We start from the raw sequence: 13,155 nt of genomic DNA, 5'->3' as shown, positions 1-13,155 counted from the left end.
GGCCCCCGGAGACCCACCGGACCTGCGTGTTCCGATAGCCTCGGACCGTGGCGGAACAGCACCGGTTCGAGCGGGGCACAGACGGGCCCAAGGTCATCATGGTCGGAGTGGACGGCTCGGACTCCTCGTGGCGTGCGGCCTCCTATGCCGGCGGTCTGGCCCGGCGGCAGCACGCGCTGCTGGCCGTGGTGTACGTGCAGCCGGTGCTGGCGGCCGGGGCGGCGCTCGGGGCTCCGGTGGCGGAGACGACCGACGAGATCGCAGAGGACCTGATCAAGGAGGTCAGGGAGGCGACCGAGCGGCTCAAGGGGATATTCGAGGTGCGCTGGGAGTTCCACACCTTCCGCGGCGACGCCTACAACGGCCTGGTGAAGGCGGCGGACGAGCTGAAGGCGGACGCGGTCGTGGTGGGCGCCTCCGAGCAGGCCGGCCACCGGATCATCGGCTCGGTGGCGATCCGTCTGGTGAAGGCGGGACGGTGGCCGGTGACGGTGGTGCCGTGACCTCCCGGGGTTCCCTCAGGAGCAGCACCGGGGTCGCCAGCAGCAGGACGCCGGCCAGGGCGATGGCGGTGCGGGGGCCGGTGAGGGTCGCCAGCAGGCCCCACAGGGCGGTCAGGGCCGCCGTGGTGGCCTTGCCGGTGATCGACCAGGCGGACAGGGTGCGGGCGACCCGGTCGTTCGGGGTGCACTCCAGGCGGCGTGTGGCGAACACCGGGTTGTAGACACCGGAGCTGGTGATCACCCCGAACTCGACGGCCATCACCAGCAGCAGTCCGGGCAGCCCGGGCCCGACGAAGGCCAGCCCCACGGGCCAGACGGCGCGCAGGGTGCCGGCGGTGTGCAGCACCCGCCGTCGGCCGTGGCGGGTGACGAGCGGGCGAGCCATCCGGGAGCCGAGGAGGCCGCCGAGGCACGGCACGGCGAAGGCCAGGCCGTACTGCCAGGGGGCGAAGCCGAGCGGTCCGAGCATGAGGACGGCGAGCGGCGGGATGGCGACCATGATCAGGGCGTTGCCCGCGAGGCTGTTGAAGAACAGCGGGCGCAGGGCCGGGCTGGAGAGGATGTGCCGCCAGCCGTCGAGCAGGTCGGCGGCGCGCAGGCGTTCCGCGGTCCCGCGCTCGGGGCGGAGTTCGCCGCCGCCGACGGCCCGGATACCGAGTGCGGACAGCAGGAAGCTGACGGCGTTCGCCACGACCGTGGTGACCGGTCCGAACAGGCCGATCGCGGCACCGCCGAGGGGCGGTCCGAGGACGAGGGCGGTCCAGTTGGTGGACTCGAACCGGGCGTTGGCGGTGAGCAGCCGGTCGGCCGGTACGAGTGACTTCAGGAAGGCGCCGGAGGCCGCGTTGAAGGTGATGTCGGCGGCCGCCACGACGACGGACACGAGCAGCATCTGGCCGAGTCCGAGGCCGCCGAGCGCGTAGGCGACGGGAACGGTGAGCAGTGCGGCGAACCTGGCCAGGTCCATGGCGATCATCACCGGCCGCTTGCGCCGGAACTCCACCCACGGTCCGAGCGGCACCGCCGCCACGGCGCCCACGGCGGGCCCGGCGGCGGCGAGCAGCGCCACCTCGGCGGACCCGGCGTGCAGCGCGATGACCGCGATCACCGAGAACGCGTCGAAGGCGAGATAGGTACCGAGCGCACTCACCGAGTACGCGGCCCACAGCCACCCGAACCGCCGCCCCATGCACAACCTCCCGTTGACCCGGGACATGAAAACGCGCAGGTGACCACCGGATCAAACAACTTCAGAGCACCCACCCACAACCACCGGTTGTACTTCCACGACGCGACTCCGCCCCACCAGGAACACCGCCCGCACCGACCGGCCGGCGGGCGCACGGCCGACGGCAGACGACTGGACACGACGGCCGGAACGGCGCCGGGCGGCACACAAGCGGGCGGCCGACGTCCGGCGACTCGGCAGGTCGGCGGGAGCGGTGGCGGGCGGATCGCGGCCATGCAGTCGGCAGGGCACCAGGACGACCGCAGGGACGGCGCGTGCCTCGGAAGCGGGCGGTCGGCGACTCGGCAGGACGGCCGGCGCGGTGGTGGGCGGACAGCGGTCGTGTGGTCGGTGGCGGGCGGGCCCGGCGTATGCCGGTCCGGGGCGCCGCCCGGGCCGGGCAGCTTGGCCGGACATGGCCGGTATGCGCGGCTGCGAGGGCGGCCCTTGGCGGGGCTTCGGCTCGGCGGGGGGGCGTGCGTGGCGTCTTCCGTCTGTTATGTGCCTGGGCCATCATGATCGGCCGTCAGCCGTTCGCGATCGGCGAAGAGGTGAGGCACATGGCCAAGCTCCGCATGGGTGAAGGAATTCTCCGTCGCAAACCCATCGAACACATCGAGGAGACGGAGGTCACCGAGGGCCCTCGGCTCGACAGATCGCTGGGGCTGGTGCAGCTGACCGCGATCGGTGTGGGCGGCATCATCGGCGCCGGCATCTTCACCCTCGCCGGCACGGTGGCCAACGAGACGGCCGGTCCCGCCGTCCTGGTGTCGTTCCTCATCGCCGGCCTGGCGAGCGCCTGCGCGGCGCTGTCGTACGCCGAGTTCGCCGGCATGATCCCGAAGGCCGGTTCGGCGTACACCTACGGCTACGCGGTGCTCGGTGAGTTCGCGGGCTGGTTCATCGGCTGGGACCTGCTCCTGGAGTACACGGCGATCGTGGCGGTGGTCGCGATCGGCATCTCCGGGTACTTCAGCTTCCTGGTCGAGGAGATGGGCGCGAACCTGCCGCACTGGATGCTCGGCGCCCCCGGCACCGGGCACGGCCACCGGGTCGATCTGTTCGCCGCCCTGCTCTGTCTGCTGATCGCCTATCTGCTCACCATGGGCATCCGCAGCGCGGCCCGCTTCGAGACGTTCGTGGTCGCGCTGAAGGTGCTGGTCGTGCTGCTGGTGATCGGCGTCGGCGTGTTCCACATCGACTCGGCCAACTACCACCCGTTCTTCCCGTACGGCATCAGCGGGGCGTTCACGGGCGCCGCGACCGTGTTCTTCGCGGTCTTCGGGTACGACGCGATGTCGACGGCGGCCGAGGAGTCGAAGGACGCGCAGCGGCACATGCCCAAGGCGATCATCTACTCGCTGGCGATCTCGATGGTGCTGTACGTGGCGGCCTGTCTGGTCCTGACCGGTATGCAGAACTACAAGGACATCGACCCGGAGAGCGGCTTCTCGACGGCGTTCAAGTCGGTGGGGCTGAGCGGCCTCGCGGATGTGATCGCGGTGGGTGCGATCATCGGCATCCTGACGGTCATGTTCACGTTCATGCTGGGTGTGACGAGGGTCTGGTTCGCCATGTCCCGGGACGGGCTGCTGCCCTCCTGGTTCGCGAAGACGCACCCGACGCGGCATGTGCCGACCCGGGTGACCTGGATCGTCGGGGTGGCATCGGCGCTCCTCGCCGGCTTCGTGCCGATCGGCGAGGCGGCCGAACTCACCAACATCGGCATCTTGCTGGCGTTCGTGGTGGTGTGCAGCGCGGTGATCGTGCTGCGCTACCGGCAGCCGGAGCTGCCGCGCGGCTTCCGCACGCCGTGGATGCCGTTCCTGCCGGCGCTGGGTGTCGTCTTCTCCATCTGGCTGATCACGTTCCTGAAGTGGCAGACCTGGGTGCGGTTCGCCGTCTGGTTCCTGATCGGGTGCGTGGTCTACTTCGGCTACTCGTACAAGCGGTCGCGGCTGGCCGGGCGTTAGAGCGCGCGGAGGAAGTCGAGCAGGAGGGTGTTGAAGACCTCCGGCTTCTCCAGGTTCGGATAGTGGCCGACTCCTTCGACGACCTCGGCGCGGCCGTCCGGGACCTCGCGGGCGAGGCGTTCGGCGGCGGCGAGCAGGTCGGCGGGTTCCAGGCCGCCGTTGATCGCGAGAACTGGCACGTCGATCTTCGGTACCCGGGGCCAGGAGTCGGTCACCGGGACAAGCCAGTCCCGCTCGCCGGGCGTGTGCTTGGACATCGTGCGGAGAGCCATCTCCCGCAGCCGGCGCGGGATCTCGGGGTCGATGTCGTCCATCGTGCGCTGCCACCCCGGTACGACCCTCACGAAGGCGTCGAGCCAGCCCTCCAGGTCGCCGGCGGCCAGGGTGCGGGCGTACTCGGCCCGGATTTCCTCGTGCCAGGCGTCCGTGTACCGGAAGTCGCCGGTGACGGCAGCGCAGGTGACAACCGCGCGCACCAGTTCCGGGTGCTCCAGCACGGTGTCGGTGGCGATCACCCCGCCCATGGACAGGCCGACGAGCACGGCGGGCCCGGCGTCGACACCGCGCAGGAGCTCGGAGAGGTCGTCGGCCCAGCGGAAGGGCCTGCTCGCGTTGGCGGACCGGCCGTGGCCGCGCGTGTCCGGGGCGATCACCCGGAACTCGGCGGCGAGCGCGGGGAGCTGCTCGTGCCAGAAGCGATGGTCGACATACCCGGAATGGAGCAGGACCACCGGGTCGCCGGAGCCGGTGTCGAGGTAGGCGAGGTCGCCGTCGGAGGACGGGAGGAAGCGGACGTCCGCATCACCATTCATGACAACCAAGGTGTCATCTTCTTGGGGTTTTGACAACTAGGTTGTCATGATGATCCGGGGTGCATGATGGCCGGGTGAACGACATCGACAAGCCCCTCGCCCCCGACGAGCTGGGCGACCGCATCACCGAGGTGTTCGATCTGATCGGCCCGCTCTACCGGCGCGCCTTCCGCAAGATCGAGCAGGGCGAGCAGATCGAGGGGGCCTCCGTCGGCGTGCGCTCGGTGCTGGATCTGCTGCGCCGGTACGAGCCCATGACGGTGCCTCAGATGGGCCGGATCATGGCGCTGAGCCGGCAGTTCGTGCAGCGCATGGTGAACGACGCGGTGGCGCGCGGCTGGGCGGAGGTCATCCCCAACCCCGCGCACCAGCGCTCCTCCCTGATCCGGCTCACGGACGAGGGCCGGACGGTCATCACGGCGGTCCTCGCCCGCGAGCACGCCCTGAACCGGCAGATCGGCGGCGATCTGACCGACGCCGAGATCACCGCGTGCGTCCGGGTGCTGAAGCAGTTGCTGGAGACGTTCGACCACGTCGACGTGGAGTGACCCCGGCTACTCCCCCATGAGCAGCCCGTCCTTGGCGGCTCCCCGGCTGAGCACGACGTCGCGGATGGTGTCGCGTACGGCGGTGTAGTCGGCGCCCTGCTCGATGGCCGCGTTGAGGTCGACGACCCGGCCGGCGTCGAGGTCGTACAGCTGCGGGATGAACTCGGCCTTGGCCACCTCCCAGCGGCCCCCGGGACGGGCGGGCGGGGTGAAGGTGAAGCGGGCGAGGGTGGACTCGTTGCCGCGCGGGTCCTGCCGGCCCTTGCTGTCCTTCATCTCGCCGGCGATCTGGTCGCCGAGGCCGTAGACCACCCAGGTGCCGTTGACCTTCTCGTACGCCTGCGGGATGTGGGCGTGAGTGCCGAGGACCAGGTCAATGTCGGGGCGGCCGCCGGTCCGCGCGGCGGTGAGCCGCTTGGCGAGGTCGAGCTGCTGCTGGTCGGGGGCGTTCTGCCCGTCGGTGCCCCAGTGCACCGAGACGACGACCACGTCGGCACCGGCCTGCCGGGCGGCGCGGGCGTCGGCGAGGATGCGGTTCTCGTCGAGGAGGTTGACCGCCCAGGGCTGTCCGGGCGGCAGAAGGTTGCCGTTGACGTCGTAGGTGTAGGAGAGGTCGGCGACCCGGGCGCGGCCCGCGTTGAGCAGCGTGAGGGAGCCGGCCTCGGCCTGGGTGCGGGCGGTGCCGGTGTGCCGCAGGCCCACCTGGTCCATGGCGGCGAGGGTGTTCGCGATGCCGGCGGCGCCGCCGTCGAGGGCCCGGTCGGAGGCGGTGGAGCAGCCGTCGTAGCCGACGCCCGCGAGTCCCGTGACGAGCTGCGGCGGTGTGGTGAGGCCGGAGCCGTCGGCGCCGAAGACGGTCGCCAGGTGGCAGAGCGCCAGATCGGCGCGGGAGACGACGGGTGCGACGCCGGCGAGCATCGGGCGGAAGTCGTAGCCGCCGCCGCCCGCGTCGAGGTTCGCGTGGTCGACGGCGGATCTCTGCGGCAGGAGGTCGCCGGAGGCGACCAGGGTGAAGCCGCCGGCGGCGGCCGCGGCGGGCGCCGGGGGGACGGGCGGGGCCGCACCCTCCTGCCGTTGGTGGTTCGTGCAGGCGGCCGCGGTGGCGAGGAGGGCGGTCAGGGCCAGGGCCGCCTGGCGTCTGCGATTGATCATCAGGAGCACCCCAGAGTCGCAAGCCTTGTCCTATTTACAGAACAATGGGTACGAAGGTGAGCGGGACCGCAAACAACTCAGGCGCCCCGATTGACCCATCCGGGTCGGGTTCGGGGTGTGACGGACCGTTCGTCGCACCGTTCGCCGACGCGATCGACCGTCCGCCGCAGATCCCTGTACGCCCCCTGTCCCCCGGTCCGGCCCTGCGATGCCATACGGCCATGACGGCCGGAACCACCCTTCCCCACGGGCTTCCCCCCGGACTCCCCCACGGGCCTCCCCACGGGTCGACGACCGCCGAGCACGAGCTCGCCGCACTCCAGCGCGAGCACGGCCGACCGCTCTTCGCGCTGCTGCTGCGGCTCAGCGACGGGGACCGGCAGCGGGCCGAGGACCTCGTCCAGGAGACCCTCGTACGCGCCTGGCAGCACCCCGAGGCGCTGCGCGCCGACGACTTCGACTCCGTGCTGCCCTGGCTGCTGACCGTCGGCCGACGGCTCGCCATCGACGCGCGCCGGGCCCGGCAGGCGCGGCCCGCCGAGGTGCACGACGCCGTCCTGGAGAACACCAGGGCGATCGGCGACCACGCCGAACGCGCCGCCGCGGCCCTGGACGTACGGGAGGCTGTGAAGACTCTCACCCCGGAGCACCGTGAAGTCCTGGTGCTGGTGTATTTCCAGGGGGCGAGTGTTGCGGAAGCCGCCGAGGCCCTCGGGATTCCACCCGGTACCGTGAAGTCGCGCGCTTACTACGCGCTGCGCGCCCTGCGCCGGGTCCTTCCCGGTTACGCACCCGACCTGGGATGAAACCGTAGGCAGAGCAAAGCCTTTGTAAAGCGCCTTGCTGAGGACCATGTCTGGGCAATCAGCTGTCTTCATCCGTGTTCCGCACCGGGAGAGGGACGGACCCGGGGTCGGGGCCACGCGCGCACCGGAGGAAGGCAGGACGGGATGCTGCACAGAGGTCAAGAGAGCACGGGCGGGGCCGGGAGCGGGGAACTGGCGGTCCCGATGGCCTGGTTGTACGCCGAGTACATCGCCGACGAGCTGCTGCGCACCGGCGATCTCATGCCACCGACGTCCTTCGAGTTCCGGGCCGGCCGTGACGCGCTGGCGCTGACCATCTTCCTCTCCGACACGGACGGCGAACTGTCGGGCATCCGGGTCGTGTCCCAGTTGGAGACCTGGCTTTCGCTCACGGCGTACGACCAGCCGTGGCAGGACTGGGTCGGCGAACGTATGGCCGTAGTGAACGCCGAGGCGGCCGAGGCGGGCGGCCCGTCACCGGACCTGGATCTGGCCGCGGCCGCCTGGCGCTGGCTGGAGGAGACCGAGCTCCTGGCGCCCGACCTGGACGCGGTGCCGGGCGGCGGTTCGGTGTTCGGCGAGGACGACGGACCGAAGGTGTGGACCCCCGCCTGGCGGCTCGGTCTGCCCCTCGGGCACCTCGCCATCCATCTTTTTTGATTCAGGACCAATCCGGAGGCCGGGCCGCTCCGAATCCTTTGGTTACGATTCTGTACGTGCCTTGAGTGAATCCTCTGCCGACTGCGTACGGGTGGGAGCAAGGAGCAATCAGTTACCCCACCCCCACCCTTCGGCACGAGGATTCGGCATGAGGTCCCAGGAAAGGCATCGCGACGTCGGCGCGTACGCGCTCGGCGTGCTGGACGAGGCGGAGGCCTTCCGCTTCGAGGACCACCTCATGGAGTGCCCTCGTTGCGCGGCGCACGTGACCGAATTCGGCCCCGCGGCACGGCAGTTGATGCTGTACCGCCGGGCCACGCCGCGCTTCGTGCACCCCATGGCCCAGCCGGGTCCCCGGCTGCTGGACCGACTGCTCGCCGAGGTGGCGAGCCGGCACCGCGCCAAACGCCGCAAGCTGCTGTACGGCCTCGCCGCCTCCGTGGTGTTTGCGATCGCGGGCCCCGGCATCATGACGTACGTCGGCCACGAGTCCGTCCCGACCGTTCAGGTCGCCGCGACCACCGACGCGCAGTCGGGGGTCTGGGCGCAGGTGAAGGAGGCGGACACGGACTCGGGCGCCGAGATCGAGCTGAAGGTGAAGGACGCGAACGGGCCGGGCTCCTGCCGGCTGATCGCCGTCGGCAACGACGGCTCCGAGCAGATCGTCACCACCTGGGCCGAGCGGGACCACGACGACCGGGTGAGCACCATGTCGGGCGGCTCCTCGATGCACCCCGACGAGATCGACCACTACGAGGTACGCAGCGCGGACGGGCAGCGCCTCGTGACCATCGACCCCAAATGACCGCCGGTCACTTCAGCAGCCGGGACATCCGGCGGTCCGCGAGCGGTTTGCCACCGGTCTGGCAGGTCGGGCAGTACTGCAGCGAGGAGTCGCTGAAGGAGACCTCACGGATGATGTCCCCGCAGACCGGGCAGGGTTCGCCGGTACGGCCGTGGACGCGCAGCCCGCTCTTCTTCTCCGCCTTGAGCCGGCCCGCCGCCAGGCCGTGGGAGCGCTCCACCGCCTCGGTGAGGGTGGTGCGCAGCGCCTCGTACAGCCCGTGCACCTCCTCGGGTGTGAGGGCCGCGGCCAGCTTGAACGGGGACATCTTCGCGGCGTGCAGGATCTCGTCGCTGTAGGCGTTGCCGACCCCGGCGATCAGGCTCTGATCGCGCAGGGCGCCCTTGAGCTGCCGCCGCTCGTCCCGCAGCAGGGCGGCGAGGCGGGCCTCGTCGAAGTCGGCGGCGAGCGGGTCGGGGCCGAGACGTGCGATGCCCGGCACGTCCTGCGGATCCCGTACGACGTACACGGCGAGCTTCTTCTGGGTGCCGGCCTCGGTGAGGTCGAAGCCCGCGCCGTTCTCCAGGGCCACCCGCAGCGCCAGCGGGCCCTTCCCCGGACGGGGCGGCCCGTCCGGCAGCCGGTCCTTCCACTGGAGCCAGCCCGCGCGGGCCAGATGGGTGACGAACCGCAGACCGCCGCCGCCCTCGATGTCCAGGAACTTGCCGTGCCGGTGCACGGCGACGACCTCACTGCCCTCGAACGCGCCGACGGGAGGGTCGTACGTCTTCAGCACGCTGATGGCGACCGGCAGCACGCGTACGACCTCGTGGCCGACCAGGTTCTCGGTCAGGAAGTCCTTGAGCGCTTCGACCTCGGGCAGTTCGGGCATGGGTCCAGAGTGCCATCCGGGGCCCCCGGGGTCAGTCCCCGTCGGACTTCTGCGGCATCCGGAACTCGCACCAGACCGCCTTGCCGCCGCCGCGTGCCTCCACACCCCAGGCATCGGCGATCTGGTCGACGAGCAGCAGACCCCGGCCGGAGACCCCGTCCTCCCCGGCGTCGCGGCGGCGCGGCAGGGCGCTGGAGGAGTCCTCCACCTCGACGCGGAGCCGGCGGTCGCTGCCGGTGAGGACCCTGAGGGTGACGATCGCGGAGCCCTCCGTGTGCATCAGCGCGTTGGTGATCAGTTCGTCGGCGACCAGCTCGATCTCGTCGGCCCGGTCCCCGGCGCCCCAGGCCCGGACGGCGGCCCGGATCATGTGCCGGGCCAGGGCGAGCGCCTCGGGGTCGCCGGAGGCCACATGCTGCTGGAGACGGCCGACGGCCTGGGCGGTGTCCGGGCCGCGGCGGCGCAGCAGGAGCAGGGCCACGTCGTCGTCGCCGCCGCGCTCCTCGGCGACCGCGATCAGCCGGTCGGCGAGGCCCCGCACGTCCTCCGGGCCCTGCTCGACCTGCTCGGTCAGGGCCCGTATCCCCACGCCGAGGTCGGTGCCGGGCTGCTCGACGAGCCCGTCGGTGCACAGCAGCATCGTCTCGCCCGGGTCCAGCTCCAGGGTGGACACCGGGTAGTCGAGGCTGTCGAACTCGGCGGACAGCCCCAGCGGCAGCCCGCCCTCGACGGGGATACGACGGCAGCTCCCGTCGGTGGCCCGGACCAGCGGGTCGATGTGCCCGGCGCGGACCACCTGGACGACGCCCGTGGCCAGGTCGGCCTCGGCGTACAGGCAGGTGGCGAAGCGGTCGGTGTCGAGTTCGTCCAGGAAGACGGAGGCGCGGGCCATCACGGTGGCCGGGGTGTGCCCCTCGGCGGCGTAGGCGCGCAGCACGATGCGCAGCTGGCCCATGACGGCCGCCGCGTGCGTGTCGTGGCCCTGGACGTCGCCGATGACCGCGCCGACCCGGCCGCCGGGCAGCGGGATCAGGTCGTACCAGTCGCCGCCGATGTCCCGGCCCAGCGAGCCGCCGGCGCTCGCGGAGCGGTAGCGGACGGCGATGTCGGCGCCGCGCACGCTGGGGATGGTGCGCGGCAGCATCGCCTGCTGGAGGCCCTGGGCGAGGTCCTTCTCCTGCTCGTAGAGCATGGCCCGCTGCAGGCTCTGCGCGATGCTGCTGCCGATGGCGACCAGGACGGCGCGCTCCTCGGAGGAGAAGCCGAGCCGGTCGTTGTAGAGCAGGCCCATGGCGCCGATCGGGCGGGCCTGGGCGATCAGGGGCAGATAGGCGGCCGAGGTGATGTGCAGGCCGGTGATGTGCGGCCACAGTATCGGGTAGCGCTCGGCGAATTCGTCCGGTGACTCGATGAAGCGCGGGCTGAGGGTCTGCACCACCTCACCCATCGGGTAGGGCTCCTCGATCCGGGTTATCCGGGTGCCCGGTACGAAGCTGCCCGCCGGTCCCTCGGCGACCAGCCGGATCCGGCCCGCCTCCACCAACCCCATCACCAGGCTGGTCGCGCCCAGGTTGGGGATGCCGTGGGCGTCCTTGAGGGCCTCGATGACGTCCTGGACGCTGCGGGCGTGCGCGAGCGCGGCGGTGATCACCTGGACGACGTCGGTCTGCCGGCGCAGCGCCTGCCCCTGGGCGTCCCGCAGGCTCCGTGCCTCGCTGTCCTCCAGTTCCTTGGTGGCGTCCCGGACGATCCCCACGACCCGGCGCGGGCGGCCCGTCGCGTCGCGCCGGATGTAGCCCTGGGTGTGCGTCCAGCGCGGGCCGCCGTCGCGGCGGCGGATGCGGAAGTACGTCCCGTAGTTCTCGCTGCCGTCCTTGATGGCCTGGGACACCACCGCGTCCAGCCTGCTGGACTCCAGCGGGGGAACCCGGAGCGCGAGGCCCTCGGGGCGCCCGTCGAACTCCTCGGGGGTCAGGTCGAACACCTCGTACGCCTGGGCGTCCATGTGGAACAGACCGGTGTCCAGGTCCCAGTCGAAGGTGCCCATGCGGTTGAGCGCCAGGATCGGGTGTTCCGGATGGGCGGGCCAGTCGTCCGGGAGGGACGGAGCACTCGCTCCCCGATCAGCCATGGGGCCACCTTGCCAGGGGAACCCTTTCCGGGCAATTCCTCCCATATTGTCCACTTCACCCGCCCGGGTTACGCAAGCAGAGGGACGCGGTACACAGGGTGACAGGTCCCTCTCGCACCGGGGGGCCGCACAATGGAGAGAGGCAGGAGCGCACGGCCGTGGACTGGTTCACCGCACCCGGGTACTGGTTGAGCCGGCTGGTCTTCCAGCGGGCTCTGGCCGGTGTGTATCTCTTCGCGTTCCTGGTGGCCGCGCTGCAGTTCCGGGCCCTGCTGGGCGAGCGCGGGATGCTGCCGATCCCGGGGTTCGTCGCCCGGGTCCCCTTCAGGCGGGCGCCGAGCCTGTTCCACCTGCACTACTCGGACCGCTTCTTCGCGGCCTGCGCCTGGGCGGGCTGTGCGGTGTCGGCGGCGCTGCTGGCGGGCGCGGACTCCGAACTGCCGCTCTGGGCCGGGATGCTGCTCTGGCTGATCCCCTGGGCGCTGTACCTGTCCATCGTGAACGTCGGCCAGACCTGGTACGCGTTCGGCTGGGAGTCCCTGCTCCTGGAGGTCGGCTTCCTGGCCGTCCTCCTCGGCAACGACGAGGTGGCCCCGCCGGTCGTCGTCCTCTTCCTGCTGCGCTGGATCCTGTTCCGGGTCGAGTTCGGGGCGGGCCTGATCAAGATGCGCGGGGACGCCTGCTGGCGCAAACTGACCTGCCTCCACTACCACCACGAGACCCAGCCGATGCCGGGGCCGCTGAGCTGGTTCTTCCACCATCTCCCCGGGCCGGTGCACAAGGCGGAGGTGGCCGCGAACCACTTCACCCAACTGGTGGTCCCCGTGCTCCTCTTCACCCCGCAGCCCATCGCGACGGCGGCCGCGTCCCTGATGATCCTCACCCAGCTGTGGCTGGTGGTCTCCGGCAACTTCTCCTGGCTGAACTGGATCACCATCGTCCTGGCCCTGTCCGCCCTCCAGCTCCCCACCGGCCACACCACCGCCCCGTCGGCCCCGCTCTGGTACGAGATCGTCGTCCTCGCCGTGGCCGCGCTGCTCGTCTACCTCAGCTACCACCCGGTGCTGAACATGGTCTCCCGCCGCCAGGTCATGAACCGCTCCTTCGACCCGCTCCACCTGGTCAACACCTACGGTGCGTTCGGCAGCGTCAGCCGGGTCCGGTACGAGGTGGTGGTCGAGGGCACCCTGGACGACTCGCCGCGCGAGGACTCGGACTGGCGGGAGTACGAGTTCAAGGGCAAGCCGGGCGACCCCCGGCGCTGGCCGCGCCAGTTCGCGCCCTACCACCTCCGCCTGGACTGGCTGATGTGGTTCGCCGCCCTGTCCCCCGCGTACGCCGGCGACTGGTTCGGCGGCCTGGTGGAGCGCCTCCTGGAGAACGACCGCGACACACTCCGCCTCCTGCGCCGCTCCCCGTTCCCGCCCGACCGGCCCCCGCGCTTCGTCCGCGCCCGCCTCTTCCGCTACCGCTACACCGGTTGGCGGGAGCTGCGGGAGACGGGCGCGTGCTGGCAGCGGACGTATGTGCGCGAGTTCATGCCGCCGACGCGGCTGGCGACCTCGGCCGTCGAGCGCGACTGACCCGCCGGGCGGACTCAGCCGGGGCTTCGCGCCGTACGGACTCAGCCGGGGTCTTCGACGCTCCAGCGGACTCCGTAGGGGGC

12 protein-coding genes are annotated in these 13,155 nt (G+C 71.3%); 7 read left to right on the top strand and 5 right to left on the bottom strand.

Annotation, left to right across the window (positions count from 1 at the left end):
- The first annotated feature begins 98 nt into the window (after positions 1-98).
- Complete coding sequence (locus EDD90_RS46210; protein ID WP_123982327.1) at positions 99-503, top strand: universal stress protein; 405 nt, start codon at positions 99-101, stop codon at positions 501-503.
- Here the strand turns inward: EDD90_RS46210 and EDD90_RS46205 are convergent.
- Positions 439-1,692 (bottom strand): MFS transporter, encoded by a 1,254-nt coding sequence (locus EDD90_RS46205; RefSeq protein ID WP_260328519.1) that lies wholly within the window; start codon positions 1,690-1,692, stop codon positions 439-441. The two genes, EDD90_RS46210 and EDD90_RS46205, sit on opposite strands and share 65 nt — an antisense overlap.
- Positions 1,693-2,291: 599 nt before the next feature.
- Between EDD90_RS46205 and EDD90_RS46200 the strand changes: the two genes are divergently transcribed.
- Positions 2,292-3,704 (top strand): amino acid permease, encoded by a 1,413-nt coding sequence (locus EDD90_RS46200; protein WP_123979011.1) that lies wholly within the window; start codon positions 2,292-2,294, stop codon positions 3,702-3,704.
- Here EDD90_RS46200 and EDD90_RS46195 read toward each other — a convergent pair.
- Positions 3,701-4,516, bottom strand: a complete 816-nt coding sequence (locus EDD90_RS46195) for an alpha/beta fold hydrolase (RefSeq protein ID WP_123979010.1) — start codon at positions 4,514-4,516, stop codon at positions 3,701-3,703. The genes EDD90_RS46200 and EDD90_RS46195 overlap by 4 nt on opposite strands.
- A gap of 74 nt (positions 4,517-4,590) precedes the next feature.
- Between EDD90_RS46195 and EDD90_RS46190 the strand changes: the two genes are divergently transcribed.
- Complete coding sequence (locus EDD90_RS46190) at positions 4,591-5,064, top strand: MarR family winged helix-turn-helix transcriptional regulator (protein WP_123979009.1); 474 nt, start codon at positions 4,591-4,593, stop codon at positions 5,062-5,064.
- Between the two features lie 6 nt (positions 5,065-5,070).
- Here EDD90_RS46190 and EDD90_RS46185 read toward each other — a convergent pair whose 3' ends face one another.
- Entirely contained in the window at positions 5,071-6,216 is a 1,146-nt protein-coding gene (locus EDD90_RS46185) for a CapA family protein (RefSeq protein ID WP_123979008.1), read from the bottom strand.
- A gap of 221 nt (positions 6,217-6,437) precedes the next feature.
- Here EDD90_RS46185 and EDD90_RS46180 point away from each other — a divergent pair, with 221 nt between their 5' ends.
- The 3 genes from EDD90_RS46180 to EDD90_RS46170 all read left to right on the top strand — a co-directional run bounded on the left by EDD90_RS46180 (position 6,438) and on the right by EDD90_RS46170 (position 8,487).
- Positions 6,438-7,022 carry a sigma-70 family RNA polymerase sigma factor gene (locus EDD90_RS46180; protein ID WP_260328518.1) on the top strand — a complete coding sequence of 195 codons (585 nt, stop codon included), beginning with the start codon at positions 6,438-6,440 and terminating at the stop codon, positions 7,020-7,022.
- A 144-nt stretch (positions 7,023-7,166) separates the two neighbouring features.
- Positions 7,167-7,682 (top strand): hypothetical protein, encoded by a 516-nt coding sequence (locus EDD90_RS46175; protein ID WP_123979007.1) that lies wholly within the window; start codon positions 7,167-7,169, stop codon positions 7,680-7,682.
- Positions 7,683-7,830: 148 nt separating this feature from the next.
- Positions 7,831-8,487, top strand: coding sequence for a zf-HC2 domain-containing protein (locus EDD90_RS46170; RefSeq protein WP_123979006.1), 657 nt, complete (start codon positions 7,831-7,833; stop codon positions 8,485-8,487).
- A 7-nt stretch (positions 8,488-8,494) separates the two neighbouring features.
- Here EDD90_RS46170 and EDD90_RS46165 read toward each other — a convergent pair whose 3' ends face one another.
- Together EDD90_RS46165 and EDD90_RS46160 are read right to left on the bottom strand one after the other, a co-directional pair.
- Complete coding sequence (locus EDD90_RS46165; RefSeq protein ID WP_123979005.1) at positions 8,495-9,358, bottom strand: Fpg/Nei family DNA glycosylase; 864 nt, start codon at positions 9,356-9,358, stop codon at positions 8,495-8,497.
- A gap of 31 nt (positions 9,359-9,389) precedes the next feature.
- A complete protein-coding gene (locus EDD90_RS46160; RefSeq protein WP_123979004.1) occupies positions 9,390-11,489 on the bottom strand; it encodes a SpoIIE family protein phosphatase in 2,100 nt (699 codons plus the stop codon).
- 158 nt (positions 11,490-11,647) lie between these two features.
- Between EDD90_RS46160 and EDD90_RS46155 the strand changes: the two genes are divergently transcribed.
- On the top strand, positions 11,648-13,072 hold the full coding sequence (locus tag EDD90_RS46155) for a lipase maturation factor family protein (RefSeq protein ID WP_123979003.1): 1,425 nt from the start codon (positions 11,648-11,650) through the stop codon (positions 13,070-13,072).
- Positions 13,073-13,155: the final 83 nt, after the last annotated feature.

It is taken from the genome of Streptomyces sp. Ag109_O5-1, assembly GCF_003814875.1.
GTDB classification, from domain to species: Bacteria; Actinomycetota; Actinomycetes; order Streptomycetales; family Streptomycetaceae; genus Streptomyces; species Streptomyces sasae.
This window is presented reverse-complemented; position numbering and strand designations above follow the sequence as displayed.

Excerpts from the sequence above, each read along its gene's own strand:
- EDD90_RS46210 (WP_123982327.1), top strand. The coding sequence starts at position 99 with ATGGTCGGAGTGGACGGCTCGGACTCCTCGTGGCGTGCGGCCTCCTAT.
- EDD90_RS46205 (WP_260328519.1), bottom strand. The coding sequence starts at position 1,692 with ATGGGGCGGCGGTTCGGGTGGCTGTGGGCCGCGTACTCGGTGAGTGCG.
- EDD90_RS46200 (WP_123979011.1), top strand. The coding sequence starts at position 2,292 with ATGGCCAAGCTCCGCATGGGTGAAGGAATTCTCCGTCGCAAACCCATC.
- EDD90_RS46195 (WP_123979010.1), bottom strand. The coding sequence starts at position 4,516 with ATGAATGGTGATGCGGACGTCCGCTTCCTCCCGTCCTCCGACGGCGAC.
- EDD90_RS46185 (WP_123979008.1), bottom strand. The coding sequence starts at position 6,216 with ATGATCAATCGCAGACGCCAGGCGGCCCTGGCCCTGACCGCCCTCCTC.
- EDD90_RS46180 (WP_260328518.1), top strand. The coding sequence starts at position 6,438 with ATGACGGCCGGAACCACCCTTCCCCACGGGCTTCCCCCCGGACTCCCC.
- EDD90_RS46175 (WP_123979007.1), top strand. The coding sequence starts at position 7,167 with ATGCTGCACAGAGGTCAAGAGAGCACGGGCGGGGCCGGGAGCGGGGAA.
- EDD90_RS46170 (WP_123979006.1), top strand. The coding sequence starts at position 7,831 with ATGAGGTCCCAGGAAAGGCATCGCGACGTCGGCGCGTACGCGCTCGGC.
- EDD90_RS46165 (WP_123979005.1), bottom strand. The coding sequence starts at position 9,358 with ATGCCCGAACTGCCCGAGGTCGAAGCGCTCAAGGACTTCCTGACCGAG.
- EDD90_RS46160 (WP_123979004.1), bottom strand. The coding sequence starts at position 11,489 with ATGGCTGATCGGGGAGCGAGTGCTCCGTCCCTCCCGGACGACTGGCCC.